This is a genomic window from Kitasatospora sp. NPDC051170 (genome assembly GCF_044455705.1).
Taxonomy (GTDB): domain Bacteria; phylum Actinomycetota; class Actinomycetes; order Streptomycetales; family Streptomycetaceae; genus Kitasatospora.
Map to the genome: position 1 here is coordinate 123,977 of NZ_JBITFA010000018.1, position 25,722 is coordinate 149,698.

Here is a 25,722-nt window from a genome sequence, read left to right on the forward strand (position 1 = left end):
GGCGGGCCCGTCCTGTGTCAGGCATCGGTGATGTCAGTGACCGCCCGCGTCGACCACCTCGACGTCGGCGACCTGGCGCTCGATCTCCTCGGCCGGCAGCGCGACCCGGATCGCCCAGTAGTAGATGGCGAGGGAGAACACGACCACGATGCCCAGGTCGTACCACATCGGGATCCGGCCGGTGCCGTTGCCGAAGCCGCCCTGCCAGGAGAGCAGGCCGAGGCCCAGCAGGTAGACCGGCAGCCACTGGGCGGCCTTCCAGTTCAGCCGCGGCGCGTTCGGCAGGCGCTTGGCGATCGCGTACGCCGCGTAGCCGCCGAGCAGCCCGTAGCCGAGCAGGATCGCGATGCCCAGGCGGAACAGGGTGTCCCAGCCGGCCCAGTAGATGATCAGGCTGGCGACCGCGAAGGCGACCGGGGAGATCAGCCCGCCCAGCGGCAGCCGGTAGGAGCGCTCACGGTCGGGCAGCCGGCGGCGCAGCGCGCCGAAGGCCAGCGGGGCGCCGGCGTACATCAGCACGCTGGCGGAGGTGATGAAGTTGACCAGCTGCTGCCAGCTCGGGAAGGGCAGGAAGCAGACCACGCCGGTCACGAAGGAGAGGATCAGGCCGACCCACGGCACGCCGTTCCTGTCCAGCTGCTCGAACTTCTGGGGCGCGTAGCCGTTGCGGCTCAGGCCGTAGGAGATGCGCGAGGTGGAGGTGGTGTAGATCAGGCCGGTGCCGCCGGGGGAGATCACCGCGTCGACCTTCAGCACGTAGTACAGCCAGCCGAGGCCGACCAGGGTGGCCAGACCGGCGAAGGGGCCGTCGATGCCGGGGAAGTCGAGCTTGTCCCAGCCGTTGGCGAAGGCGGTGACCGGCAGGGCGCCGATGAAGACCACCTGGAGCAGGGTGTAGATCAGGGTGCCGATGGCGACGGAGCCGAGGACGGCCCGGGGGATGTCGCGCTTCGGGTTGCGGCTCTCACCGGCGATCTGGATGGCCTGTTCGAAGCCCAGCAGGGCGAAGATGATGCCGCTGGTGCTGATCGCGGCGAGGACGCCCTTGGCGCCGAACGGGGCGAAGCCGTGCGAGGTGAAGTTGGAGCCGTGGAAGCTGGTGATCGCCAGCATGAAGATCGTGAGCAGAGGAACGAAGATCTTCAGCCAGGTGGCGATGTTGTTGGTCCGGGCGAGGACCTTCACGCCGAGGAAGTTGACCGCGACGAAGACCGCCATCAGCGCGGTCGCGGCGATGAATCCGCTGGTGGTGAGGGTTTTGTCGGCGTTCTGCAGCCCGCCGAATCCGGGGACGTCCTTGGCGTACCCGATCATGGCCTCGACCTCGATCGGCGCCACGGTGGCCGCCTGGAGCCAGGAGAACCAGCCGAAGGACATGCCGGCCAGGCCGCCGAAGGCGTAGTGCGGGTAGCGGGCGGTGCCGCCGGCGACGGGGAAGAGCCCGCCGAGTTCGGCGTGGACGAGCGCGAGCAGCACGATCGCGACCGCGCCGATGCCCCAGGAGATGACGGCCGCGGGACCGGCGGTGGTGACGGCGCTCTTGGCGCCGAAGAGCCAGCCGGAGCCGATGATCGAGCCGACCGAGGCCCACATCAGGCCGATGAGGCCGACGTGGCGCTTGAGCGAGCGGTGGGTGGTTCCCGGCGTGGAGCCGGTGCCCTGGCCCGGCGGCGAGATCTGGTAGAGGTCAGCCATGAGGGTTCTCTCTGTAAGTGGGGGCTCCGGGGTGGGCGGAGCGCGGAGAGTTGCCACACAGTAGGGCTATTCATAGACCTATGCACAGGGTTCATTACTGAATGTTTACTTTCTTTCCCGGACATTCTCCCTGGTAGGGGGCGTTCTGTATTTCGGCGCATTACGTAACCGACGGGTAAGTCCAGCATTTGAGAGGGAATTGAGCTTCGGGCGGCCGGCGGGCACCATGGGGGCCCGAATCGGAACATGGATATGGCGCTATGGGTATGGCCATGCGCGGGCACCCGTCCGATCCGCCCACCCGGGCGGGCGCGCTGTGGTCGCCGCCGTCGAACGGGCGTGCTGTCGTTGGGCTCATGAGCACACCGCGCACCGCCCTGGCCGCCGCCCTCCTCGCCGCGCTCTCGTTCGCGGTCATAGCCACGCCCGCCTCGGCCGCGCCGGGGCACCGGCGTGACGTCACCGCCGAGCAGTGCCGCTCCGCCGGGGGTGAGGTGCAGGGCGCCGGCTACTGCGTGGGCGGCGAGGGCGAGGATGCCTGGGGGCAGCCGATCGACGGGCAGGGCGTCAACCCCAACCCCCGCCCGGGCTACGAGGATTGACGAACCGTCACGGCACCGGACGCAGGGTCACCGGGGCCGGGGTCAGGGCCCGCAGCACCAGGTCGACGCGCACCTTCGCGGCCCCCGCGCGGTGCAGGGCCGCCGCCACCGCCCGTAACTCCTCGGGCCCGGTGCAGGCCAGGTGCAGCTCCAGGTCCGCGTCGCCGGCCAGTGCCAGGCCGCCCTGGACGGCCGGGAGCTCGGCCGCCAGGCGGTCGAAGTCCAGCGGGACGGGCCCGTAGCTGATCCGGGCGACGGCCCGCAGGGAGCGGACCTGCCCGGGTACCCGTGGCTCGGGGTCGGGCTCGTCTCCGCCCGGGAGCAGCCGGAGGGCGGTCACCGGTGCTGGAGCTGTGCGGTCGGGGCGGCGGTGACGGCGGTGACGGGGGTCGTGACGGGGGCGGCGACCAGGCGCGGGTCCAGCACCAGGGCGTCGACGCCGAGCGGCGCGACCAGGGAGCGCAGTGCGGGCTCGGCGAGCTCGGTGTGCGCCTGCTCAGGGCCGAGCAGGGCGGCGAGGGCCTCGGGGCTGGAGAAGCCGACCGCGCAGCGGCGGCCGTCGCGCAGGCGGAAGAGGCGGAGAGCCGTGGTGCCCCCGTGGGCGGAGGTGGTGACCGGAACGTGCCAGACGACGCGGGCCATGCGGGTGCTCCCGGGTGGGTGGGGTGGTGCTGCCTGTCGGAACCGCTCAAGCGACTGCTGAGTCGACGCTAGGCCGCCGGGAGGCTCCCGTCGCCGGTCCTGACGCGGTGTTGACCGGATGGGGTGACGTGTTGACGCAGCCCTGACGCCCCCGGCGCCCGATTGGACTGAACCGCTCCCTGCCCTTCCTCAAACAACCCTTTCGAGTGGTCGGCCCCCGGGGCGGAGCGGGCCGGAGACCCGTTTTCCCACGGGCTGAGACGCTCCGGGGCGGGGGGAGGTGGAGCTCGGGGCCCGGGACGAGATATCTTGACGTCAAGACGTTGGAGACGTGAAGCGGAGTACCGATGACTGACTCGACCATCATCTATACGCACACCGACGAGGCTCCGGCCCTGGCGACCTACTCGTTCCTGCCCGTGGTCCAGGCGTACGCCAGGACGGCGGGCGTCCGGGTGGAGACCCGCGACATCTCCCTGGCCGGGCGCATCATCGCCACGTTCCCGGAGCGTCTGACCGAGGACCAGCGCATCGGCGACGCCCTCGCCGAGCTGGGCGAGCTCGCCAAGACCCCGGGTGCCAACATCATCAAGCTGCCGAACGTCTCGGCCTCCGTGCCGCAGCTCAAGGCCGCGATCGCCGAGCTCCAGGCCCAGGGCTACGCCCTGCCGGACTACCCGGACGACCCGCGGACCGACGAGGACAAGGACGTCCGCGCCCGCTACGACAAGATCAAGGGCAGCGCCGTCAACCCGGTCCTGCGCGAGGGCAACTCCGACCGCCGCGCCCCGCTGTCGGTCAAGAACTACGCCAAGACCCACCCGCACCGCATGGGCGCGTGGACGGCCGATTCCAAGACCAACGTCGCCACCATGGACGCGGACGACTTCGCGAGCACCGAGAAGTCCACCGTGATCGCCGCCGACGGCGCCCTGCGCATCGAGCTGGTCGGCGAGGACGGCACCACCACCGTGCTGCGCGAGAGCGTCCCGGTGCTGGCCGGCGAGGTCGTCGACGCCTCGGTCATGCGTGCCGCCGCCCTCAACACCTTCCTGGCCGCGCAGGTCGCCCGCGCCAAGGCCGAGGGCGTGCTGTTCTCGGTGCACCTCAAGGCCACCATGATGAAGGTCTCCGACCCGATCATCTTCGGCCACGTCGTGCGCGCCTTCTTCCCGAAGACCTTCGCGAAGTACAGCGAGGTGCTCGTCGCCGCCGGCCTGAACCCGAACAACGGCCTCGGCGGCATCCTCGCCGGCCTCGACGACGTGCCGCACCTGGGCGCCGAGATCAAGGCGTCCTTCGAGGCCGAGCTGGCCGAGGGCCCGGCCCTGGCCATGGTCGACTCCGACAAGGGCATCACCAACCTGCACGTGCCGAGCGACGTCATCGTCGACGCCTCGATGCCGGCCATGATCCGCACCTCCGGCCACATGTGGGGCCCGGACGGCCAGGAGGCCGACACCCTCGCCGTCCTCCCGGACCACAGCTACGCGGGCGTGTACCAGGCCACCATCGACGACTGCCGCGTCAACGGCGCCCTCGACCCGGCCACCATCGGCTCCGTCCCGAACGTCGGCCTGATGGCCCAGGCGGCCGAGGAGTACGGCTCCCACGACAAGACCTTCGAGATCGCGGCCGCCGGCACCGTCCGCCTGGTCGACGCCGAGGGCAACACCGTCCTGGAGCAGGCCGTCCAGCCCGGCGACATCTTCCGCGCCTGCCAGACCAAGGACGCCCCGATCCAGGACTGGGTCAAGCTGGCCGTCACCCGCGCCCGCGCCACCGGCGACCCGGCCGTCTTCTGGCTGGACGCCGAGCGCGCCCACGACGCGGTGCTCATCGAGAAGGTCGAGCGGTACCTGCCGGAGCACGACACCACCGGCCTGACCATCGAGATCAAGACCCCGGTCGAGGCCACCAAGTTCTCGCTGGAGCGCATCCGCCGCGGCGAGAACACCATCTCCGTCACCGGCAACGTGCTGCGCGACTACCTGACCGACCTGTTCCCGATCCTGGAGCTGGGCACCAGCGCCAAGATGCTGTCGATCGTCCCGCTGATGGCGGGCGGCGGCCTGTTCGAGACCGGCGCCGGCGGCTCCGCCCCGAAGCACGTCCAGCAGCTCGTCAAGGAGAACTACCTGCGCTGGGACAGCCTGGGCGAGTTCTTCGCGCTGGCCGCCAGCTTCGAGCACCTGGCCACCACCACCGGCAACGCTCGCGCCAAGGTGCTGGCCGACACCCTCGACCGCGCCACCGGCACCTTCCTCAACGAGGACAAGTCGCCGAGCCGCCGCCTCGGCGGCATCGACAACCGCGGCAGCCACTTCTACCTGGCCACCTACTGGGCCCAGGAGCTGGCCCAGCAGACCGAGGACACCGAGCTGGCCCAGGCGTTCGCGGGCCTGGCGGAGACGCTGGCCTCGCAGGAGCAGGTCATCGTCGACGAGCTGATCGCCGTCCAGGGCTCGCCCGTCGACCTCGGCGGCTACTACCAGCCCGACCCGGCCAAGGCCGCGGCCGTGATGCGCCCCTCGAAGTCCTTCAACGAGGCGCTCGCCAACCTCGGCTGACCGTAGCCGAGCAGAGCCGCCGCAGGCCCCGGGTCCCCTTCACGGACCCGGGGCCTGCGGCGTTTCGCGCTCAGAGGGTGAGGAGCAGCGCCCCGGCCGCCAGCAGGACGGCGGCCATGTGCACGCGCGGGCGGGTGAGGGCGGTGCCGACGGCCTCGCGCAGCAGGGCGTACGGGCCGTGGGCGAGGAGGGGGTCGGCGGCGAGGACGTGGGCGGGGGCGCCGGCGCGGCGGGCGGCGAGGGCGGAGCGGGCGGTGTGGAAGCCGCTGGTGATCACCGTGCAGCGGTAGCCGGGGCGTTCGGCGGCCATCAGGTCGGCGGCGAAGCGCAGGTTCTCGACGGTGTTGACGGCCCGCTCCTCGCGCCGTACGCGCTCGGGCGGGACGCCCCGGGCGATCAGGTAGCGGGCCATCGCGGCGGCCTCCGTGCAGTCCTCGTGGCGGCCCTTGCCGCCGGTGACCAGCACCAGCGGCGCGTACCCGGCGGCCTCCTCGGCGGCGAGACGGGTCAGTGCGGCGTCCAGTCGGGCGGTCAGGGCCGGTCCCGGCTCGCAGCCGACCAGGGCGGCGCCCAGCACCACCAGGTAGTCCGCGCCCTCCGGCACCGGGCGGCGCTGCCCGCGCAGGGCGGAGCCGAGGAAGCCGAGCAGCCGGAGCAGGACGTACCCGGTGAGCAGGGCGGCGGGCAGGAGCAGGACGTGCATATCCCCTCGAACGCCTGCGGCGGAGCCCCCGTTCCGGGGCCGGAACGGGGGCTCTGTGAGGTATCTCGCGTGCGTGCCGGCAGGCCGGTCAGCCCGCGTCGGGGGCCGGGCGGCGGCCGCCCCGGTTGAGCGAGGCCAGGTAGGCGTTGTACGCCTCCAGCTCCGCGTCGCCCGAGCGCTCCTCGGCGCGGTCGGCCCGGCGGGCCTGGCGCTGCTCGGAGCGCATCCACTGGTAGACCAGCGCGATCAGCACGATCGCCGTCGGGATCTCGCCGAAGGCCCAGGTGATGCCGCCGGCGAGCTTCTGGTCCTCCAGGAGGTCCGTCCCCGGCGGGGCCATGTCCACGGTGAAGGTGGTCACCAGCGGGTGGCTGGCCATCATCACCGCCACGCCGAAGAAGGCGTGGAAGGGCATCCCCATGAACAGCTCGATGATCCGCATCACGTGGCCGGGGCGGTTCGGGCCCGGGTCCACGCCCATGATCGGCCAGAAGAACACCAGACCGGTGGCCAGGAAGTGCACCATCATGAAGATGTGCCCGGCGCGGTACTGCATCAGGAAGTCGAAGAGCGGGGTGAAGTAGACCCCGTACAGGCTCGCGATGAACAGCGGGATGGTGAACGCCGGGTGCGAGATCACCTTCACGTAGGTGCTGTGCAGCAGCGCCACCAGCAGCTCGCGCGGCCCGCGCGGCCGCCCCTTGCCGGCCGGGCGCAGCGCGCGCAGGGCCAGGGTGATCGGGGCGCCGAGGAGCATCAGGATCGGCGTCAGCATGGACAGCACCATGTGCTGGATCATGTGCGCGCTGAACAGCACCATGCCGTAGTCGTTCAGCCCGGTGCAGGTGACCAGCACCATCGAGCCGATGCCCGCCGCCCAGGCGACGACCCGGCCGACGGGCCACTTGTCGCCGCGCCGGTAGAGCCGTACGGCGCCCGCCAGGTACAGCCCGAGGGCCGCCAGGCCGGCGAGCAGGAACACCCAGTCCGGGGACCACGTCCACACGTTGGAGAGCGTGAACGGGCCCGGCCGGGTCATCCCGCCGTGGTGGTGCATGCCTGACATCCCGTCGCCCATCGGCGAGTCCTGCTTTCCGTCCCATGGGCCCGCTGGGGGGTCCGGTTCGCCCGTTTTGCTTGGCATACAGCCTAGGTCGGCCTTACCCCGGGCCCTGTCACCGCCCCCCTTCCGTTCAACCTTGTACGGGTGGTAGGGGCCGTGCGCACCGGCGGTCCCGCCGCCGGTGCGCACGTGGGCTCAGCCCGTCGGGCCCAGGCGGGACCAGTTGTCGGACGGGTCGTCCGCGTTCGGGGTGCCGTGGCCCGCGGCGCCCTGCGTCCACCACCGGGCCTTCCAGTAGTAGCCGCCGTAGGAGACCACCGTCCGGGTGACGCCGGTCGGGTCCCCGGCCACCACGGCGGTGCCCGGGGCGAGGCCGCTGTTCCTCGGCTCGGCCACGAAGCCCGCGTACGAGCTCAGGCTGAACGAGGCGCCGTCCTTGGGCGGGCCGCCGGTGAAGGCGTTGCCCTGGGCGTCGAGGAGCCGCCACCACTGGCCGTTGCTCCAGTCGCAGTCACGCACGGTGAGGCTGGCCAGTTTCCGGTCGGCGCCCAGGCACTGGTCGTGGCCACCGGTGGAGCTCTTGATCCGGAACCAGCCCGGGCCGCCCTCCTCGGTGACGTTCCAGAGCTGGTTGGTGTTGCCGTTCTGCGAGTCGACCAGGTGGGCGGTGTTCCAGTCGCCCGGGTGGTCGAGGACGTTGGCGCTGACCACGTCCTGGACCTTCCACAGGTCGCCGGTCTTCCACAGGGCGAACGGGGCCATGACCGGGTTGTACGTCCGGGCGGGGTCCCAGGGCTCGGCCTGGCAGTCCGAGGCGCCGGTGGCGCCGAGGGTGGCCGGGGTGGTGCCCTTGCGGGCGTCCTGGGCGAGGCCGTACTCGGTGCCGTTCACCTTGATCTTGAAGTTCGCCGGTCCGGTGATCGGCAGGTAGTACTTGATGCCGATGTCCCGGACCTTCCCCGGCGGCAGGTCCTCGCAGTAACCGAGGGTGATCGTCACCCGGTGGAAGTCCGCCTTGAGACCGCCGACGTTCGGGCCCGTGCGGCCCGGCGCCACCGCGCCCGTCATCTCGTGCCAGCCCTCGTCCTTCAGCAGCGGGGGAGCGGAGGCCGGGATGTCGAAGGAGACCTCGGTGCCGGCGGGCAGGGTCCGGCCGGTGTTGTTGGTGATCCGCAGCTTGGGCTGCATCGGCCACAGGTTCTTGTCGTCGGTCGGGAACTCGGCCAGCTCCACCTTGACGTCCACGGTCTGCGAGGGCAGCGCCTGGCCGCTGCGCGTCGCGCCCGGCGCGCCGGAGCCGCGCAGGGTCTGGTCCAGCAGGGTGGTCATGTCGTAGCCCATGCCCCACTCGCCGTTGGGGCGCTTGGTGTAGTCGCCGCCGAGCTCCCAGATCATCGCGCCGCCGATGCCGTTGTCGGCGATGTACTGGGCCTTGGCCTTGATCGACTGGTCGTCCTCGGTGGAGATGAACACCTTCTTGGCGTCGTTCCAGAGCCAGGTCGACTGGGTGGCCGGGTCGAAGTTGCGCTCGTAGCCGGCGACCTGCTGGTTCGAGGCCAGCCGGTAGTCCCCGAGGTACCCGGGCCTGATGCCGTCCTGGAGGTTCCGGGCGTGCCACAGCGGGTTGGAGCCGGCCCCGACCTCGCCGCCCATGACGTCGGTGTCGTGCCAGATGTTGTCGACGCCCGTCGCGCCGTTGCCGCACTTCTGGGCGGTCCCGGTGCCTGGCCGGCACTTGGACTGGTCGCCCTCGGCGGTGCCCCAGAGGCCCTTGGTCCCGCCGGTGACGCCCTGCCAGCCGCGGGTGTAGTACGGGACGCCGATGTTGATGCGGCCGGGCTGCAGCGCGCCCCGGTAGTAGTGGTACGCCCAGTCGGTGTTGAAGTAGCCGGTCTTCTGGTAGTCCTTCGTGTTCGGGCCGGTGTCGTCGTAGATCCCGGCCGCCGCCATCTCGTTGTCCCGGCCGCTGTCGTACAGCGGGGCCTGCGGGCCGACGTAGCTGTTCCACGAGCCGTGCAGGTCGTAGGACATCACGTTGACGAAGTCCTGGTACTGCAGCGCCTGCTGGTTGCCCTCGCCGCGCACCAGGTAGCCGGAGGAGGAGGCGGCGGAGGTCAGCAGGAAGTAGCGGCCCTTGGAGGAGCCGGACTGGTCGAGCCGGCCGCGCAGGGTCTTCATCAGCGCCGTGTACCCGGCCTGGAGGCCGGCCCGGCGCGGGTTGGCGACGCCCTGGTCGTCCGGGTTGCCGGAGTTCTGGAGGGAGGACGGGTACTCGTAGTCGATGTCGACGCCGTCGAAGCCGTACTGGTTCAGGAAGGCGACGACGGAGTCCGCGAAGGTGTCGATCCCGGCCTGGTTGACGCTGCCGTCTCCATTGGTGGCCATGGAGTAGAAGCCCTGCGTCTTGGCCCAGCCGCCCACCGAGATCAGGGTCTTCACCTGCGGGTGCTGGCGCTTGTACCGGGTGAGCAGGTTGAAGTGGCCCTGGTACGGCAGGGACGGGTCCATCTCGGCGCCCGCGACCCCGGGCCAGGTCGCCTTCGTCGCCTCGTCGCCGACGGCGATCCGGTTGTCCGGACCGACGGAGGCGAAGGCGTAGTTGACGTGGCTGACCTTCGACCACGGGATGTTCTTGACGAGGTAGCGGGGCTGGCCGTCGTCGCCGGTGCGCCAGCCGGTGAAGTAGCCGATCACGCGCTTGTCCCGGCCCCCGAGCCACTCCCGGCCGTCGGCGTCGTAGACGTCGCAGTAGCGGGCGCCCGGGCTCGGGGTCATCCCGTCCGGGCGGCAGTCTCCGGAGGCGGCGGGCTTGGCCCGGCGGTCGTCCGGGGTGGTGTCGACCGGGTCACCCGCGTTCGTCGCCGAGCCGACGGGGGACTCGGCGCAGTCCACCTGGGCGACGCGCGAGCCGTCGTCGGCGCCGGTGATCGCCAGGCACTTCTGGGTGGCCTGGTTGCGCAGCCACGTCCCGGCGCGGTTCCACTTCTGGTTGGCGTTCGGGCCGCAGCCCCACTGCTGGACGGCGCCGGTGGGCATGTCGACGTCCAGGCACCTGCCGCTGCCGGTGTTGACCACCCGGGCCTGGTCGTCGAGCGTCCACTGCTGGCTCTTCGCGCCGGCGCAGCCGCGCTGCTGCGCCTTGGCGCCGTCGGCCTGGCTGCTTCCGGGGTCCACGTCGAGGCACCGGTCGGTGACCATGCTGCGGATCTCGCCGGGGCCGATGGCCCAGTCGCGGTAGTCCGAGCTGCGCCCGCCGGGCTGGCCGCTCGAGGGCGGGGGCGTGGTGAACGCGTTGTGGCCGATGATCTGGTCGATCAGCTCGCCGCCCGGATAGTCCATCATCAGGACGCCGGTGCGCCAGGCGTGGGGCTGGTTCTTGAAGTAGTCCCAGGCCCAGTGGTTGACGCCCCAGGTACCGCCCAGGCCGCCGGCGACGGTGTACGGGTAGGCACCCGCGCTGGACCCGGACAGGTAGTTGAAGTAGAGCGCGGTCCGGTCGATGTCGGAGGCGGTGACGGCCAGGTGCTGGCGGACCTTCTCCCACTTGGTCTTGATGGCCATGATGCTGGAGACGTCGTAGTCGTTCTGGACGTAGTCGTCCCGCGCGGCCGACTTCAGGCCCCACTCGCCGTACAGGCCGCCGTGCGGGCCGCGGTAGTTGTTGAACACGATCCGTCCGCGGACGTCACCGAGCCGCGGGGCGTCGGCGGACTGGCCGCGGGTGACCGACGGCGTCCAGAAGTACTGCTTGTAGCGGTCGACGTACTTCTGGAACTCGTCGCCCATCAGCTGCTGGATCTCGCCCGAGTCCATCGGCACCCGCTTGGGCAGACGCGGGCCGCAGGGACGGCCCGTACCGGCGATGCCGCAGTCGTCCGCGGGGTCCGGCCAGACCGTCTTGTAGACGGTGTTCTCGACCTTGAGGTTGAACAGCACCGTCTCGGTCGGGTGGGCGGCGAGCCACTTGGTGAGCGGGGCGAGGACCCCGGAGCCGAGGGCCTCGTGCTGGCTCATGCCCGAGTGCCAGAGCCAGAGCTTGTCGTCCGGGTTGTCGCCGTCGGGGTCGACCCGGACGTCGAGGGCCCGCAGGCCCGCGTTCAGCTGGTCCGTCAGGGAGGTCTGCTGGTCGGTGTTCCACTCGTGGGTGGTGGTCGCGTCACCGCCGTAGTGGGACATCGTCTCGTGCGAGCCGGGGATCGACAGCGAGCCCAGTGGTGTGGAGTCGGCGATGCCGCCCATCCAGTCCGGGTTGGACGTGGTCCGCAGGCTCTCGTAGTACGGCCAGCCGTAGGAGAGGCCGGTCGGCGCGGCGGCGGCCTGCTGTGCGGGCGTCGCGAGGAGCTGGACGAACGCGGCGAGCAGGGCCGTCGACAGCAGGGCCGCCAGGGTCCGCCTTCTTCGGTGGGGTGGTGCGGGGGTGCGCACGGAGGTGTCCCTTTCCGGCGGCTCGCGGGCGGAGCCGTCCGGGGCGATCTCACCCGAGGGGCGTTGACGCCGTGTCGACGTCGCGTGAACGGGGGCGTCGACGGGTGCGGCCTGTCGACCGTGGCCGGAACCGGGCGGGATTGATCTGACGGTAAGTCAGTAGTTATTTGATGATGTCATGATCTTCGGAGGACGCCCCGGACCTCGGCGTGTCCGAGGACTCTGACCAGGGAGAACCATGCAGGGCACCGTGCTCGCCGACCGCTACCGGCTGGAGGACTGGCTCGGCGGCGGGTCGATGGGTGACGTGTGGCTCGCCGAGGACGAGGTCCTCGGCCGCCGGGTGGCCGTCAAGGTGGTGAAGCCCGCCCTCCTGGAGGAGGACGGCTTCGCCGAGCGCTTCCACTCCGAGGCCCGCGTCATGGCGCAGCTGCGCCACCCCGGCATCGTCGGCGTGTACGACTACGGGCACGACGAGGTGGACGGGCGGCGCTCGGTCGGCTACCTCGTCATGGAGCTCATCGACGGCGAGCCGCTCAGCGCCGTCCTGGACCGCGCGGGCGCCCTGTCCGTCGGGCAGACCCTGCGCATGGCGCTCCAGGTGCTGGAGGCGCTGCAGGCCGCACACGACTCGGGGATCGTCCACCGGGACATCAAGCCGGCCAACCTGATGGTCCGCGAGGACCGCACGGTCATCGCCGACTTCGGCATCGCCCGCCCCGGCTGCGACGCCCGTCTCACCGTCCCCGGCATGGTCCTCGGCACCGCCGCCTACCAGGCGCCCGAGCAGGCGTCCACCGGGACGGTCACCGCCTCGGCGGACCTGTACGCGCTCGGCGTCGTCCTCCACGAGTGCCTCGCCGGGCGGCTGCCCTTCGACGGGGAGACCGCGCTCGAGGTGATCCTCAAGCACCTGACCGAGCCCGTGCCGCCGCTGCCCGAGGGCGTGCCCGAGCCGGTGGAGGCGCTGATCCGGCGGGCGATGGCCAAGGAGGCGGGCGAGCGCTGGCCGGACGCGGTCTCGATGGCGGAGGCCGTGCGGGAGGCGCTCGCCGGGCTCGGGGAGGACGTGCCGGAGGTCTCCTTCCGGCCCCGGCCGACCGCTGCTGTCCTCTCCCCCGCACGCCCCTCCCGGGCCGGGCGGCGGGTGCGCGCGCTCGTCGGGGTGACGGTGCTGACGCTGCTCTGCGTGGCCGGCGCCGCCGGGGCGACGGTCATCCGGCCCGGTCAGCAGGCCGTCGCCGAAGGATCCGCCGCGGCGGTGGCGGAACCGGCGGCCGTACCGGCGGTCGCGACCTCGGCTGCCGCCTCCGCCCCGGCCGTCCCGCAGACGGGGCCGAGCCCAGCACCCGGGCCGACCGCGCCCACCGCCGCGCCCGCCCAGCCCGAGGCGACCAGCCCGTCGCCCGTCGCACCGGCCCCCGCCGCGCCCGCCTCCGCGCCCGCCTCCGCGCTCGCCTCCGCGCCCGCCTCCGTGCCGGCCGCCCCGGCGCCGACCTCCACCGCTTCGCCCGCCCTTCGCGAACCGGCCACGCCCACCGCGCCCGCTCCCGCCCCCACGACGACGTCCGCCCCGCCCACCCAGGAGACGAAGCCGCCGCAGCCCACCCTGGTCCAGGTCGGCAGCGGCGGCGGCGTCCTGGACAACTACCACTCCGCGAACGTGGACGGGAACCAGGTCATCACCTACGGCGCCAACGGCTCCACGGCGCAGGCATGGCGGCTGGACAAGCTCTCGGACGGGAACTACTCCCTGCGCAACGCCGCCACCGACTTCACCAAGTCGCTCGACCTGGACCCGGCGACCAGGCTGGTGCAGATCTGGACGAACCAGCCGACGCGCCAGACCCAGACCTGGTCCGTGGTGGCGGTGGCGGGCGGCTACCACATCGTCAACTACGCCACCAGGGACTGCCTGGTGTTCGACGGGATCAACTACGCGCTGAGGGCGGCCACCTGCTCGAACACCGCCGACCAGGTGTGGACCTTCTCCTAGTGCCGCGTCAGGCGACCTTTGCCCCGCAAGGAGCGGCGTTCCCCCAGCCTTCGGCCGGGAGGTACCCCCAGGTGCGTGCTCTCGGCGTGCCGGCCGGAAGCCCTCGTACTGGACGTACTTGGGCTTTCGGCCGGGGCGGCGAGAGTGCGTGCCGGGGGGCGCGACGGGGCGAAGGTCGCCTGACGCGGCACTAGGCCTTGTCCGCGCCGTTCCTCAGGCGGGCAGCCAGGACGGCCACTGCCGCCGGGGGCGGTCGGCGGGCCCGCCGGGGCCGATCAGCGTGCGCAGCCGGTCGGCCTCGGGGGAGCCGATGGCGGCCAGGATCTCGTAGGCCTCCTCCCGGTGCGCCCGGGCCTGCGCGTTGCTGTTCCCCGCGCCGGTCCCTGCGCCGGTCCCCGCGAGCGCGTCGCCGAGCGCGGCGAGGGCCAGCCCCCGGCCGCGGCGGTCGCCGTCGAGGGTCAGCACCTCGACCGCCCGGGCCGCCGCCTCCACCGCCTCGCCGCCACGGCCGAGGGCGCGCAGTGACTCGGTGAGGCGCAGCAGCGTACGGCCCGTGCGGCGCCGGTCGTCCGGCCGCAGCAGGGCGAGGGCGGCGCGGTGGTGGCTCAGGGCCTGCTCGAACTCGCCGCGGTCGTGGGCGATCGTGCCGAGGGAGTCGAGGGCTAGGGCCTCGAGTTCGCGGTCGGCGAGGCGGTGGCAGATCACCAGGGACTGGTCCACGACCCGGACGGCCGCCTCGAACCGGCCGAGTTCGGTGAACGCGCCCGCCAGATTGAGGAGTTCGGCCGCCACCGCGCGCTGGTCGCCGAGCCGCTCCCAGACGGAGATGGCCGCCGTGAAGCCCTCGACCGCGTCGCCCGGCCGTCCGACCTGGACGAACAGCGCGGCGAGCGAGGCGTGGGCCAGGGCCAGCAGCCGCCCCGCGAGGTCGTGCGCCGTGCACAGGTCGCGGGCCCTGAGCAGTTCGGCGAGCGCGGAGGGCTCGGAGCCGACCTCGGTCAGGAGTCGTCCGAGGACGAGCCGGGCCCGCACCTCGGCCGTACGGTCGCCGAGGCGCACTGCGGCCTGGAGGAGGACCTTCGCCGCATGGCCGAGCGGCCGGGTGGCCTGGCCGGTATCGCTCAACAGGCTCGCGTCGAGCAGGAGTTCGGCGAGCAGGCCGAGGCTCGGCGGCTCCGGGAGCGCGGCGCACTGCCCGACCAGCGCGCCGACGGCGGCGTACTCGCCGCGGCTGCGGGCGGCGTGGTGGAAGGCGGTGAGGCGGGTGAGGACGGCCACCGGTTCCTCCTCCGGGTCCTCCAGCCGCAGGGCGAAGGCCCGGAGGAGGTCGTGGTAGCGGTAGCGGTCCGGGGGAGTGGTCTCCAGCATCGAGCAGTCGACGAGCGACTCGGCCAGCTCCTCGGCCTCCTCCTCCGGCAGGTCCAGCACCGCCGCGACCGCCCCCGGCGACAGATCGGGCACCTCCGGCACCGCCAACAGCCGGAAGGCGCGGGCCTGTTCGGGCGTCAGCTGGTCGTAGCCGAACCGGAACGCCGACTCGACGGCGAGGTCCCCCGTGCGCAGCACGTCCAGCCGCCGGCGGTCCTCCGACAGCTTCTCCAGCAGCCGCGCCACCGTCCACCCGGGCCGGCAGGCCAGTCGGGCGGCGAGGATGCGCACGGCGAGGGGAAGGTTCCCGCAGAGCCGCACCAGCTCCTCGGCCTCGCCCCGCTCCGCCGCGATCCGCTCCGGCCCGACGACACGGCCCAGCAGGTTGAGTGCCTCCTGCGGCGCGAACGCGGGCAGCTCCACGACCTGCGCGTTCGGGAGCGACCCGAGCCGCGCCCGGCTCGTGACCAGCACCGCGCAGCCCGGCCCGCCGGGCAGCAGCGGCCTGATCTGCTCCGCGTCCCGGGCGTTGTCGAGCACCACCAGCACGCGCCGGCCGGAGAGCAGCGAGCGGAACTGGGCCGCGCGTTCGGCGGCCCCCGGCGCGAGGGCGTCCGCCGGGAGGCCCAGGGCGCGCAGGAACGCGGCGAGCGCCTCCTCGGGCCGGGTCGGCCGTCCGTCCGCGCCGCCGTGCAGATCGGCGTACAGCTGCCCGTCCGGGAACTCGGCGGCGAGCCCGTGCGCGACGTGCACCGCCAGCGCCGTCTTGCCCACCCCGCCCAGGCCCGACACGGTGGCCACGGGCACGGTGTGCGGCGCCCGCAGGGCGGCGCGCAGCGCCTCGGCCTGTGCCTCCCGGCCCGTGAAATCCGCCAGATCGGCGGGGACCTGGGTCGGCCGCACGGCCGCCCGGTACGTCGGGACGGCGGACACCGCCTTCGGCGCGACCGGGGCCACGAGATCGGCGTCCGCCGCCAGGATCCGGCGGTGCAACTCGCCCAGACCGGGCCCGGCGGCGACACCGAGCTGCTCGCGCAACCGCCGGTCGGCGTCCCGGTACACACTGAGCGCCTCGGCCTGCCGGCCCGTCCGGTACAGCGCGAGCATCAGCAGCTCGGAGAACCGCTCCCTCAGCGGGTGCTCGGCCACCAGCGCCGTCAGCTCGGCCACCGTCGCCCCCGGCCCGGTCCCGACCTCCGCCTCCAGGCACGCCTCCAGCACCGCCACCCTGCGCTCGGCCCACTCCCCGCGCTGCCGCTCCGCGTACGGCCCGGGCAACCCGGCCATCGGCTCGCCCTGCCACAGCGCCAACGCCGACCGCAGAGTGCTCGCGGTCTCCGCGTCGCCCTGCGACTCCTTGGCCTCGGCGACGAGTTGCTCACACCGCTGAACGTCCAGCGCCCCCGGCCCGACGGTGAGCAGATACCCGCCACCCAACGAGGTCAGCGCCCCCGGCCCCAACACCCGCCGCAGCCGGTGCACATACGTCCGGATCACCCCGGTCGCCTTCGCCGGCGGCTCCTCGCCCCACAGATCGTCGATCAACTGCGCAGCCGACACCGGATGCCCGGCCCTCAGCAGCAAGGACACCAACAGACTCCGCTGCTGCGGCGACCCCAGCGCGAGCTCCCCCTCGCCCCGCCAGCCCCGCACCGCCCCCAGCACCACAAACCGCAACCCACCCACCGGCCGGCCCCCTCCGCCCACACCCGAACCCCGCCCCGCATGATACCGACCCCCATCCCCCCAGCTCAGCGCCGCACTGATCGAAGTTAGGATTGCCTTGCCTTCCTTTGCCTGTTAACTTCCTCGGGCCGGCATCCCCCGCCCCTGACGCCCAGACAGGCAGAACCGCCCCATGAACACCGCCTCCCTCGCTGCGGCCACGGCCGACTACACCGTGCCCCAGCTCTGGCGCATCCTCACCAAGACCGGCTACTTCCTCGGTCTCAGCGGCGCCATCGGCGCCACCGTCACATACGCGACCACCGTCCGCCCCGCCCTGCGCGAGGCCGGAAGCGGGGGCGACCGGGAGGACCGTGACGTGCTGCGCGGACGGGCGGCGGCCTACCTCGCCTGGTCGGGTGCGGTGCTGCTGGTCGCGGGCTACTTCCAGCTCGCCGCCCGGGCCGCCCGGGCGGGCAAGGGCATGCCGTTCGGCGACGCCCTCGCGCCGAGCGCCCTGGGGGACTTCCTGCGGGCGCCCGCCGCCAAGGGCGCCTGGATCGCGCAGGGCACGGTGTACCTCGTGCAGAACCTCGTGCTGCTCGCCACGGCGGCGACGCTGATGGCCCTGTTCGCCCCGGCCGCCCGCCGGCACCTCGACCGGATCGCGCTCACCGCGCTGCCGCTCGCCCTCGCCGTGACGTTCGTCGCCGCCGTGCCCGCCGTCCGGCCGCCGGACGTCGACAGCTGGCTGAACCTGGTGCTCGACCAGGCCCACATCGTCTCCGGCACGGTCTGGCTGGGCGGGCTGGTCCTGCTGGTCGCCCTGGCCGGCACCCGGCGCCGGCTCGGGGCGGGTGCGGGGCTGCTCTGGGCCGGCCTGTGGCGGCGCTTCGGGCTCGTCGCGATGGTCTGCGTCGCCGTCGTCACCGGCTCCGGGCTGTGGCTCAGCTGGCGGCACGTCGCCGCCGTCTCCCAGCTGTGGACGACCGGGTACGGCATCGCACTGCTCGTCAAGCTCCTGCTCGTCGCCGGGCTCGTCGCGGCCGGCGCGTTCAACCAGCTGTGGCTGATGCCCCGCATCGTCCGGGCCCGCGGCGCGGACGACACCGCCTCGCTGGTGCACCTGACCCTGCGCCACTTCCCGAAGGTGGTCTGGGGCGAGGTCGTCCTCGGTGTCGCCGTGCTGGTCGTCCTGCCGTTCATCGCGGGCTCCTCCCGCGCCGAGGCGGGCAGCCCGAAGGCCGTCTTCTCCGGCGGCGTCTTCGGGGCGGGCGTCGCCCTGGTCGCGGCGCTGGCGTTCTCGCTCTGGGCGACGGTCAAGGCGTCCGACGCCCTGGCCCGCCGCACGGTGGGTGGGCGACCCGCCTGACGGCCGAGTGGCGGGAAGGGCCCCAGGGCACTACGCCGGTAGTGGCACTACGCACGTAGTGCCACTACCGGCGTAGTGCCCGCCGGCTCCGGTAGCCGCGTGCAGGTACCCGAGAGCCCCGGTGGCGTGCGGAACGCGCCACCGGGGCTCAGGGCGTGACAAGCGTGACGGGCACGGATCAGGCCCCGTCCAGCACCTCCACCAGCGCCGCCAGGAACTCCTTCGGCCGTTCCAGGTGCACGCTGTGCCCGGCGCCCTCGACCGCGACCTCGCGCACCCGGCCGCCGGCGGAGGCGTAGCGGGCGAGGGCGGCGCGGGTCTGGGCCACCATCGGCTGGGCCGGGCAGGCGTCGGCGCCGGGCCAGCCGGGGACGGCGCCGATGGCTCCGAGGTGGGCGAGGTCGAAGAGGGAGGTGTCGGAGACGATGACGTCGGCCGTGCCGCGGATCCACAGCACCGGCGGCTTCGGCTCGACCAGTTCCAGGTCGTCGATCCGGAAGTGGGTCGGCGCTATGGAGTTGAGCACCCCCCGGTCGCCGGGAGCGAAGCCCGGCCACGCCTCGCTGGGGCGGATGTCGCCCGGGTAGTGGTCCTCGCCGGTGCGGGTGGTGAGCATCGAGGCCACGTAGGCGTCGGGCTCGGCGAGCGGCTCGCTGACGTACGCGGTGTCGAGCACCGAGCGCGGCGCGAAGGGCGACCCGGCGCCGAGTTCGCCCTCGGCCAGCAGCCGGACGAAGTCGGGGGCCGCGCCGCCGGCGCCGGAGCCGGCCGCGTCGGGCGAGTTGAGCCGCCCGTCCTCGCCGTGGGTGCCGCCGAAGCCGTACGGGGAGACGGGGTTGACCAGGGTCAGGGAGCGGACGGACTCCGGGTGGTCGCGCAGGAGTCGCATGACCACGCCGCCGCCCATGCTCCAGCCGACCAGGTGGACCGGTCCGAGGGCCAGCGCGCGGAGGTAGGAGAGCAGGTCCTCGCTGTGGTCGCGCAGGCCCCGGGTGGCGTCCACCGGCAGCGGCTCGGTGCGGCCGAAGCCGCGCAGGTCGGGGGCGAGGGGGCGATAGCGGTCGGGGAGCGCGGCCATGGTGGGGTGCCAGAAGACGCCGGAGGAGACGTTTCCGTGCACCAGGACCACGGGTTCGCCGGTGCGGCCCTCGATCTCGGCGTGGTTGACGGTGAGCCGCTCGGTGACGACGAGCCGCTCGGTGATCGTGCTGTCGGTGCTCGTGCTGTCGGTGCTCATGCGGCGCGTCCTCAGTTCAGCCAGCCGGCGACCTGCGCGGCGGCCGCGCCGTCCCAGCCGAGTTGCAGGTGGTTGGCGAGGGTGATCAGCGCGGTCCCGCCGACGGTGCCGAACCCGGTCCTGTCGAGCGCGCTGGCCACGAAGACCACGCCGTCACTGGGCCCGCGGTTCTCGTTGAAGATCCCGACGATGCTGGGCGTGCCGCCGGCCAGCAGGTAGGCCGTCACCGAGGAGGGCACCCCGGCCTGGTGCAGCGGGGTGATCAGCGAGCCGGCGTTGATCGCGGCCTGGACGCCGCCGCCGTCGGTGTAGAAGCCCTGGCCGCCGTAGTAGGTGGTGTACCAGTCCTGCTGGGTCTGGTCGACGCCGAAGGTCCCGTCCCAGCGGGCGAGCATCTGCCGCTGCCCTGGGTAGTCGTCGTAGCCGCCGGAGGGGGTGAAGGAGAACTCCGGGTGCGCGGTGTAGGTGCCGTAGCAGGTCATGTGCAGGTGCGGGGAGGGTGCGTTGACGGCGCCGCCGCACTGCGGCCAGATCGAGAAGTCGTGCGCCCAGCCGTGCGCGAACGGGTAGTCGTAGCCGCCGTTGGGGCCGCCGAGGGTGATCAGCTTGCGTACGTCGCCCGCGTACGGGCGGCCCCAGGCGGGCTTCACCGAGGACACGTACGCCCGCGAGGACATCTCGCCCTTGCTCCAGCCGACCACGTCCACCTGGGGGACGCCGAGCTTGGCGCGGATCAGCGCGACGGCGTCGCCGACCTCCTGGGCCTGCATCAGGTTGTCACCCTGCTTGTGGGCGAAGCCGATGGCGAAGACCCGGTAGCCGCGCCCGGCCAGGTTCTGCATCAGCCCGGTGTTCGGGCAGGAGGCGGAGCCGCAGCCGTAGCCGCCGGACTCGCCGGGGTTGGCCCAGGCCCGGTCCGGGTTGTCGTTGGCGCCGTGGACCAGCAGCACCGGCACCTGGTGACCACCAGTGTTCCAGCCGGGGGCGGAGTAGAGCAGGAAGCGGCCGGAGAAGGGCTGCTTGACCCCGCCGAAGAAGGTGAGCCGCTGGCCGTCCTGGTCGCCGCGGCCGTCCGGCGGGTACTGCTCCTGCCGGAAGCCGGCGGTGGTGTCGAGGTACCGCTCGACCCGGTCCCAGCCGTTGGCGACGGTGCCGTACGTCGCCTCCAGGGTCAGGTTGGACGGCACCGCGGCCGCCGCCGGCGCCACCGGGACGGCCGCGCCGATCAGCGCCAGCACCCCGGCGAGCACCCAGCCCAGCCCTCGTCGCCTGCCTCGTCCGGACCATCGCATGCGCGTTCACCCCTCCACACCGAGCGTCAAGTGCGCGACACCCTATGAACGCCGGGACGGGCTCGCTATGGCGGTGCGACACACACCTCGGCCGCGCCGGTGTGGTGGGCAGCCACATGGCCGCGGTCAGGGCGCCTCGCGGCCCGAGCCGGTGCGCCTCCTGCGCACCGGGCCCGGGCCGCGGCCGGTGAGGCCACCACCGTCATGGCGGTCGGGACGGCGAGCGAGCTCGGGGTGGGGTCGGCCGGCTCGCGCTGGTGCCCCAGGCACGGGCCCCGGTCCGGCGAGCTCCCGCTTCCCTTCGAGCACCGACCGCGCCACCGCGTCACGAGCCCCGCGTGTTCCCATGCCGGGAAACTGACACCCGGTCAGCTCTTCGGGACGAGGGTGTTCTCGTTGGTGCGGCCGGCGGCGAAGTCGTCGATGTTGCGGACGGTGGCGTCGATGATCTGGCCGACGGCGGTGTGGGTGAAGTAGGCCTGGTGGCTGGTGACGACGACCTGGGGGAAGGTGACGAGGCGGGCGAGGGTGTCGTCGGTGATGCCCTCGATGGACCGGTCGGTGAAGAAGACGCCGGTCTCCTCCTCGTAGACGTCGAGGCCGACGCCGGACAGCCGCCCGGCGCGCAGGGTCTCGACGAGGGCGGCGCTGTCAACGAGGCCGCCGCGGCTGGAGTTGACGAGGATGGCGTCGGGCTTCATCCGGGCGAGGGCCGCGGCGTCGATGAGGTGGTGGGTGGCGGGGAGGAGGGGCACGTGCAGGCTGATGAGGTCGGCGCGGGTGAGGAGTTCGGGCAACTCGGTGTAGCGCATGCCGAGTTGGAGGCAGGCGGGGTTCTCCGCGACGTCCCAGCCGAGGAGTTCGGTGCCGAAGCCGGAGGCGATCCGGGCGAAGCACTCGCCGATCTTGCCGGTGCCGATCACGCCGACGGTCATGCCGTGGACGTCCCGCCCGAGCAGCCCGTCGAGGCGGAAGTCGAACTCCCGGGAGCGGTTGGCGGCGCGCACCAGCCGCCGGTTGACGGCCATCGCCAGCGTCCAGGCGTGCTCGGCCACGGCGTACGGGCTGTAGTGGGAGACCCGGGCGACGGTGAGGCCGAGGCCGGCGGCGGCGTCGAGGTCGATGTTGTTGAAGCCGGTGGAGCGCTGGGCGATCAGCCGGGTGCCGCCGGCGGCGAGGGCGGTGAGGGTCTGGGCGTCGAGGACGGCGTTGACGCTGCTGCTGACGACGGGGTAGCCGGCGGCGAGTGGGGCGGTGTCGCGGTTGAGGAACACGTCCAGACTGCGCAGTCCGTGCCGGCCCGCGAAGGCCCGTTCCAGCAGCGGCCGTTCGTCGGCCTGCACTCCGTACGCCAGGATCTCCATGCGCCCACGCTAACGGGAAGCCACGGGAGGCGCCCCCGGACGGCGACAGCACGTCCGGGGGCGCGGGAGGGCGCGACGGTCAGATGACCGTCTCGGCCTCCTGGTAGCGCTCCTGCGGGACGGTCTTCAGCTCGGCGACGGCCTCCGCCAGCGGGACCAGGTTGATCGCGGTGCCCTGCAGCGCGGTGATGTGCCCGAAGGCGCCCTTGTGGACGGCCTCGACGGCGTGCCAGCCGAAGCGGGTGGCGAGGACGCGGTCGTAGGCGGTCGGGGTGCCGCCGCGCTGGGTGTGGCCGAGGATCACCGGGCGGGCCTCCTTGCCGAGGCGGTGCTCCAGCTCGCGGGAGAGCTGGGTGGCGATGCCGGTGAAGCGCTCGTGGCCGTAGATGTCCTTGGTGCCCTCCTCCCAGTGCATGGTGCCGGGTTCGGGCTTGGCGCCCTCGGCGCACACGACGATGGCGAACTTCTTCTGCCGGTCGAAGCGCTCGCGGACGACCTCGGTGAGCTTGTCGATGTGGAAGGGGCGCTCCGGGACGACGATGGCGTGCGCGCCGGCCGCCATGCCCGCGTTGAGCGCGATCCAGCCGGTGTGACGGCCCATGACCTCGACGACCATGACCCGCTGGTGCGACTCGGCGGTGGTCTTGAGGCGGTCCAGGGCGTCGGTGGCGACGGAGACGGCGGTGTCGAAGCCGAAGGTGACGTCGGTGGCCGCGATGTCGTTGTCGATGGTCTTCGGCACGCCGACGATCGGCAGCCCGGCGTCGCTCATCAGCTTGGCGGCCTTGAGGGTGCCCTCGCCGCCGATCGGGATGACCGCGTCCAGGCCGAGGTCGGAGCAGTACTTCTTGGCGCGCTCGACCCCGTCGCGCAGGTGGCTGGGCTGGACCCGGGAGGAGCCGAGGATCGTGCCGCCCTGGGCCAGGATGCCGCTCACCGAGTCGAGGGTCAGGGGGCGGTGGTGGCCCTCCAGGAAACCGCGCCAGCCGTCCTCGAACCCGATGATCTCGTCGCCGTGGTCGACCACCCCCCGGTGGACCACGGAGCGGATCACCGCGTTCAGGCCGGGGCAGTCACCGCCGCTGGTCAGCACTCCGATACGCATAGCTTTGCAACTCCCGAGCAGAACCGAGGAACGGCCGGACTACAGGCTGGGACGACGAGCCGCCACCGTAGCGAGGCGCTCCCACACCGCGATGGCGGGGAGGTGGCCGCGAGGTGAAGGACCGGCCGATCCGGGCAGAACGCCCGAAAACGGCCGCGAAGTCGAGCATACGGCCCCTGGTCCGGCCGGGCAGGAGCCGACGCGGGAGCGGCGCCGTCGGCGCCCCCGCGCGGAAAGTGCAGCCTGCTGCCGAGGAGGGTGTGCAGTAGGCAGCCCCATTGTGGTACGTCCGGGGCGGCCCGTGGGCCGGGTGACCGCATCGCGGGCACCCGGCTTCGGGGCGTACCGGAAGGACCGGGGCTGGTCCGGGACCAGCCCGGCTGAGGCCCGGAAAGGGCTCAGGCGGGGCGGGTCGCGGCTGCGATGCGCTCGGTGCGCAGCGCGTCGTACCAGGTCGTGTCGGCCGGCGGCAGGGCGTTGACGTCCAGCGCCAGCTTGATCAGCATGTCGGCCACGGCGGGGTTGCGGGCCAGCACGGGGCCGTGCAGGTAGGTGCCGAAGACGGTGTCGCGCCAGGCGCCCTCGGTGCCGTCGCCGGTGCCGTTGCCACGGCCGACGGAGACGGTGGCGAAGGGCCGCACGCCCTGGCCGAGCTGGGTGACGCCCTGGTGGTTCTCGAAGCCGGTCAGCTGCGGCAGGCCGAGCTGCGGGTCCACGTCGGCGAGGACGTCGCCGACGCAGCGGGCGCCCTCGCCGCGCGCGGTCCACACGTCCAGCAGACCCAGGCCCGGCTCGCGCTCGCCGAGGTCGTTGATGAACTCGTGGCCCATGATCTGGAAGCCGGCGCAGACGCCGAAGATGATCGCGCCGTTCTCGGAGGCCCGGACGAGGCCGCTGTCGGCGCGCAGCCGCTCGGCGGCCAGGCGCTGCGGGCGGTCCTCGCCGCCGCCGATCAGGTAGATGTCCCCGCTGGTGGGGATCGCCTGGTCGGAGCGGACGTCGATCCGGGTCACGTTGAGGTGGCGCTGGCGGGCCCGGCGCTCCACGACCAGGGCGTTGCCCCGGTCGCCGTAGGTGCTGAGCAGGTCCGGGTAGACCCAGACCACGCGCAGGCTGCTCTCACTCATCCTCGAAGACCTTCCGATACGTGAACAGGGTGGTGCGGGCCCGGCATCAGCCGGCCACGACCTTCCGCAGCTGCTGGAAGGCGGTGTAGTTGGCGATGGCCTCGATCCGGCCGGGCGGGGCCATGCGCACGGCCTGCTCGAGGGTGTCCACGACGTGGAACTGCAGGCCCGCGACCTCCAGGCGCACCGCGAGGTCCAGCTTGCGCTGGCCCATCACGAACACCGGGTGCCCGGCGAGGCGCTCGTAGTCGACGTCCCAGAGCCAGGAGGTGTCGGTGCCGTCGGCGTCGAGCGCGTTGACGGAGAGGATGACCGGGGCCGGGGGGCCGTCGATCAGCGAGAAGGTCTCCAGCCAGCCGGCCGGGTTCTTCGCGAGCAGCAGCCTTATGTCCCGGCCCTGGTACTGGACGACGTCGTAGCGGCCGGCGACGGCGGCCACCGAGCGCATCCGCTCCAGGGCGACCTGCGGGGCGACGCCGAAGACGGCGGCGACGGCGGCCGAGCTGGTGGCGTTGGCCAGGTTGGCCCGGCCGGGCAGCTGGAGCTGGATCGGCCAGGCGCCGCGCTGCGGGTCGATGACGTGGGTGCCCTGGAGCGCCCAGTGCGGGTTGGGGCGCCGGAAGCCGCACTCCTGGCAGAACCAGTCGTCGCCGGGGCGCTGCATCACGCCGCCGCAGGCGGGGCAGGACCAGGCGTCCTCCTTCCACGCCTGTCCGGCGGCCACCCAGACCACCTTCTTGCAGGAGGAGGCGGCCCAGGTCACCAGCGGGTCGTCGGCGTTGGCGATGACCACGGCCTCGGTGTCCTGGAGGCCCTCGCGCCACTTCTCCGCCATCATGCGGGTCTCGGCGGCGCGGTCGAGCTGGTCGCGGGAGAGGTTGAGCAGGGCGATCGCCTTGGGGCGGGTGTCGCGGGCGACCATCGCCAGGTACTTCTCGTCGACCTCGATCACGCCGAAGCGGGCGTCGCTGCCGCCGGCGAGGGCGGAGGTGATGCCGGCGGGCATGTTGGCGCCCAGCGCGTTGGAGACCACCGGGCCGGCGGCGCGCAGCGCCTCGGCGATCAGGCGGGTGGTGGTGGTCTTGCCGTTGGTCGCGCTGACCAGGACCACGTCGAGGTGGTCGGCGAGGGTGCCGAGCAGATCGGGGTCGAGCCTGAGGGCGACCTTGCCGCCGATCACCGAGCCGCTGCCTCGTCCGGCCTTGCGGGACACGGCCGCGGCGACCTTCCCCGCCGTGACCGCGATCTTGGCGCGGGCCGGCAGCGAGGCGTCGCGTGCGCCTGTGGGCTCCGATTCGGTGCCTGCCATGCTCAGTGGTTCCTCCTTGCTGCGGCACCGCCCGGGGCCGGACAACGGGCCGGCGGGCGGCGGGGACGGGGCCAGCCTACCGACTCCGCAGCCGGGCTCCACGATCCGGACCCCATGCGGCCTGCTCGGACGCGGTCGGAGGCGGACCTGACGGGCCGTCGAGGAGGGCGGTGTACGGACGGGCCGT

General features: G+C 72.8%; 17 protein-coding genes. 4 read left to right on the forward strand and 13 right to left on the reverse strand.

The window, feature by feature from the left end; translation table 11 throughout:
• Nucleotides 1-33: 33 nt before the first annotated feature.
• Nucleotides 34-1,695 (reverse strand): APC family permease, encoded by a 1,662-nt coding sequence (locus ACIBCA_RS31490; protein ID WP_396286461.1) that lies wholly within the window; start codon nucleotides 1,693-1,695, stop codon nucleotides 34-36.
• A 356-nt stretch (nucleotides 1,696-2,051) separates the two neighbouring features.
• Between ACIBCA_RS31490 and ACIBCA_RS31495 the strand changes: the two genes are divergently transcribed.
• Nucleotides 2,052-2,297 carry a hypothetical protein gene (locus ACIBCA_RS31495; protein WP_396286462.1) on the forward strand — a complete coding sequence of 82 codons (246 nt, stop codon included), beginning with the start codon at nucleotides 2,052-2,054 and terminating at the stop codon, nucleotides 2,295-2,297.
• A 7-nt stretch (nucleotides 2,298-2,304) separates the two neighbouring features.
• On the opposite strand, the gene ACIBCA_RS31500 is transcribed toward ACIBCA_RS31495, so the two are convergent.
• Nucleotides 2,305-2,637, reverse strand: a complete 333-nt coding sequence (locus tag ACIBCA_RS31500) for a hypothetical protein (protein WP_396286463.1) — start codon at nucleotides 2,635-2,637, stop codon at nucleotides 2,305-2,307.
• On the reverse strand, nucleotides 2,634-2,939 hold the full coding sequence (locus tag ACIBCA_RS31505) for an SAV_915 family protein (protein WP_396286464.1): 306 nt from the start codon (nucleotides 2,937-2,939) through the stop codon (nucleotides 2,634-2,636). Before ACIBCA_RS31505 ends, ACIBCA_RS31500 begins: the two co-directional genes overlap by 4 nt.
• A gap of 347 nt (nucleotides 2,940-3,286) precedes the next feature.
• Here ACIBCA_RS31505 and ACIBCA_RS31510 point away from each other — a divergent pair, with 347 nt between their 5' ends.
• Nucleotides 3,287-5,509, forward strand: a complete 2,223-nt coding sequence (locus tag ACIBCA_RS31510) for an NADP-dependent isocitrate dehydrogenase (protein WP_396286465.1) — start codon at nucleotides 3,287-3,289, stop codon at nucleotides 5,507-5,509.
• A gap of 70 nt (nucleotides 5,510-5,579) precedes the next feature.
• Here the strand turns inward: ACIBCA_RS31510 and ACIBCA_RS31515 are convergent, their stop codons facing one another.
• The 3 genes from ACIBCA_RS31515 to ACIBCA_RS31525 form a co-directional block, all read right to left on the reverse strand.
• Complete coding sequence (locus tag ACIBCA_RS31515) at nucleotides 5,580-6,212, reverse strand: YdcF family protein (protein ID WP_396286466.1); 633 nt, start codon at nucleotides 6,210-6,212, stop codon at nucleotides 5,580-5,582.
• An 88-nt stretch (nucleotides 6,213-6,300) separates the two neighbouring features.
• The gene (locus ACIBCA_RS31520; RefSeq protein ID WP_396286521.1) at nucleotides 6,301-7,269 is read right to left on the reverse strand and encodes a cytochrome c oxidase assembly protein; all 969 of its coding nucleotides are present in this window, start codon (nucleotides 7,267-7,269) and stop codon (nucleotides 6,301-6,303) included.
• A gap of 201 nt (nucleotides 7,270-7,470) precedes the next feature.
• Complete coding sequence (locus tag ACIBCA_RS31525; RefSeq protein WP_396286467.1) at nucleotides 7,471-11,700, reverse strand: glycosyl hydrolase family 18 protein; 4,230 nt, start codon at nucleotides 11,698-11,700, stop codon at nucleotides 7,471-7,473.
• Nucleotides 11,701-11,938: 238 nt separating this feature from the next.
• Here ACIBCA_RS31525 and ACIBCA_RS31530 point away from each other — a divergent pair, with 238 nt between their 5' ends.
• Nucleotides 11,939-13,696 carry a serine/threonine protein kinase gene (locus tag ACIBCA_RS31530; protein WP_396286468.1) on the forward strand — a complete coding sequence of 586 codons (1,758 nt, stop codon included), beginning with the start codon at nucleotides 11,939-11,941 and terminating at the stop codon, nucleotides 13,694-13,696.
• 213 nt (nucleotides 13,697-13,909) lie between these two features.
• On the opposite strand, the gene ACIBCA_RS31535 is transcribed toward ACIBCA_RS31530, so the two are convergent.
• Nucleotides 13,910-16,771 carry a BTAD domain-containing putative transcriptional regulator gene (locus ACIBCA_RS31535; protein ID WP_396286469.1) on the reverse strand — a complete coding sequence of 954 codons (2,862 nt, stop codon included), beginning with the start codon at nucleotides 16,769-16,771 and terminating at the stop codon, nucleotides 13,910-13,912.
• Nucleotides 16,772-16,922: 151 nt separating this feature from the next.
• On the opposite strand from ACIBCA_RS31535, the gene ACIBCA_RS31540 reads away from it, so the two are divergent.
• Nucleotides 16,923-18,101 (forward strand): CopD family protein, encoded by a 1,179-nt coding sequence (locus ACIBCA_RS31540; RefSeq protein ID WP_396286470.1) that lies wholly within the window; start codon nucleotides 16,923-16,925, stop codon nucleotides 18,099-18,101.
• A 178-nt stretch (nucleotides 18,102-18,279) separates the two neighbouring features.
• On the opposite strand, the gene ACIBCA_RS31545 is transcribed toward ACIBCA_RS31540, so the two are convergent.
• From ACIBCA_RS31545 to ACIBCA_RS31570, 6 genes are all read right to left on the reverse strand, one after another.
• A complete protein-coding gene (locus tag ACIBCA_RS31545) occupies nucleotides 18,280-19,338 on the reverse strand; it encodes an alpha/beta fold hydrolase (RefSeq protein WP_396286471.1) in 1,059 nt (352 codons plus the stop codon).
• An 11-nt stretch (nucleotides 19,339-19,349) separates the two neighbouring features.
• Entirely contained in the window at nucleotides 19,350-20,630 is a 1,281-nt protein-coding gene (locus tag ACIBCA_RS31550; RefSeq protein ID WP_396286472.1) for an esterase/lipase family protein, read from the reverse strand.
• Nucleotides 20,631-20,998: 368 nt separating this feature from the next.
• Nucleotides 20,999-21,994 carry a 2-hydroxyacid dehydrogenase gene (locus ACIBCA_RS31555; protein ID WP_396286473.1) on the reverse strand — a complete coding sequence of 332 codons (996 nt, stop codon included), beginning with the start codon at nucleotides 21,992-21,994 and terminating at the stop codon, nucleotides 20,999-21,001.
• A 79-nt stretch (nucleotides 21,995-22,073) separates the two neighbouring features.
• Nucleotides 22,074-23,099 carry a 6-phosphofructokinase gene (locus tag ACIBCA_RS31560; RefSeq protein ID WP_396286474.1) on the reverse strand — a complete coding sequence of 342 codons (1,026 nt, stop codon included), beginning with the start codon at nucleotides 23,097-23,099 and terminating at the stop codon, nucleotides 22,074-22,076.
• A gap of 398 nt (nucleotides 23,100-23,497) precedes the next feature.
• The gene (locus ACIBCA_RS31565) at nucleotides 23,498-24,226 is read right to left on the reverse strand and encodes a type 1 glutamine amidotransferase (RefSeq protein ID WP_396286475.1); all 729 of its coding nucleotides are present in this window, start codon (nucleotides 24,224-24,226) and stop codon (nucleotides 23,498-23,500) included.
• A gap of 46 nt (nucleotides 24,227-24,272) precedes the next feature.
• On the reverse strand, nucleotides 24,273-25,535 hold the full coding sequence (locus ACIBCA_RS31570; protein WP_031069511.1) for a MurT ligase domain-containing protein: 1,263 nt from the start codon (nucleotides 25,533-25,535) through the stop codon (nucleotides 24,273-24,275).
• Nucleotides 25,536-25,722: the final 187 nt, after the last annotated feature.

What these genes read in the sequence shown, in the direction of transcription:
- ACIBCA_RS31545 (WP_396286471.1), bottom strand. Translation starts at nt 19,338, where the DNA reads ATGAGCACCGACAGCACGAGCACCGACAGCACGATCACCGAGCGGCTC.
- ACIBCA_RS31565 (WP_396286475.1), bottom strand. Translation starts at nt 24,226, where the DNA reads ATGAGTGAGAGCAGCCTGCGCGTGGTCTGGGTCTACCCGGACCTGCTC.
- ACIBCA_RS31540 (WP_396286470.1), top strand. Translation starts at nt 16,923, where the DNA reads ATGAACACCGCCTCCCTCGCTGCGGCCACGGCCGACTACACCGTGCCC.
- ACIBCA_RS31495 (WP_396286462.1), top strand. Translation starts at nt 2,052, where the DNA reads ATGAGCACACCGCGCACCGCCCTGGCCGCCGCCCTCCTCGCCGCGCTC.
- ACIBCA_RS31505 (WP_396286464.1), bottom strand. Translation starts at nt 2,939, where the DNA reads ATGGCCCGCGTCGTCTGGCACGTTCCGGTCACCACCTCCGCCCACGGG.
- ACIBCA_RS31520 (WP_396286521.1), bottom strand. Translation starts at nt 7,269, where the DNA reads ATGCACCACCACGGCGGGATGACCCGGCCGGGCCCGTTCACGCTCTCC.
- ACIBCA_RS31490 (WP_396286461.1), bottom strand. Translation starts at nt 1,695, where the DNA reads ATGGCTGACCTCTACCAGATCTCGCCGCCGGGCCAGGGCACCGGCTCC.
- ACIBCA_RS31515 (WP_396286466.1), bottom strand. Translation starts at nt 6,212, where the DNA reads ATGCACGTCCTGCTCCTGCCCGCCGCCCTGCTCACCGGGTACGTCCTG.
- ACIBCA_RS31555 (WP_396286473.1), bottom strand. Translation starts at nt 21,994, where the DNA reads ATGGAGATCCTGGCGTACGGAGTGCAGGCCGACGAACGGCCGCTGCTG.
- ACIBCA_RS31570 (WP_031069511.1), bottom strand. Translation starts at nt 25,535, where the DNA reads ATGGCAGGCACCGAATCGGAGCCCACAGGCGCACGCGACGCCTCGCTG.
- ACIBCA_RS31510 (WP_396286465.1), top strand. Translation starts at nt 3,287, where the DNA reads ATGACTGACTCGACCATCATCTATACGCACACCGACGAGGCTCCGGCC.
- ACIBCA_RS31560 (WP_396286474.1), bottom strand. Translation starts at nt 23,099, where the DNA reads ATGCGTATCGGAGTGCTGACCAGCGGCGGTGACTGCCCCGGCCTGAAC.
- ACIBCA_RS31550 (WP_396286472.1), bottom strand. Translation starts at nt 20,630, where the DNA reads ATGCGATGGTCCGGACGAGGCAGGCGACGAGGGCTGGGCTGGGTGCTC.
- ACIBCA_RS31530 (WP_396286468.1), top strand. Translation starts at nt 11,939, where the DNA reads ATGCAGGGCACCGTGCTCGCCGACCGCTACCGGCTGGAGGACTGGCTC.